Raw genomic sequence first — 264 nt, 5'->3', positions numbered from 1 at the left:
CGACTTGAAAAGCGATGGCTGGCCCGCTCGCCCAAAAGGGCAGGGGCCAGCCTGATCACCTCAGACGATATGCACCCAACCGGCCGGATCAGCGACGGTCCCGCGCTGAATACCGGTCAGTTCGCCGCGTAGGCTTTCGGTGACGAGGCCGCCATCGCCATTGCCGATGGTGAAGTCGCCATCCTTGCTCCTGACTGTGCCGATCGCGGTGACCACCGCCGCTGTGCCGCAGGCAAAGGCTTCGCGCAGGGTGCCGCTGGCGGC

General features: G+C 66.3%; 1 pseudogene. It reads right to left on the bottom strand.

Going from position 1 to position 264, the window contains the following annotated elements:
• Positions 1-60: 60 nt before the first annotated feature.
• Positions 61-264: pseudogene (locus tag RYX56_RS26630) on the bottom strand (branched-chain amino acid aminotransferase); the annotation flags it as partial.

This window comes from Alkalihalophilus lindianensis (assembly GCF_032843265.1).
Lineage (GTDB): Bacteria > Bacillota > Bacilli > Bacillales > Bacillaceae_D > Alkalihalophilus > Alkalihalophilus lindianensis.
This window is presented reverse-complemented; position numbering and strand designations above follow the sequence as displayed.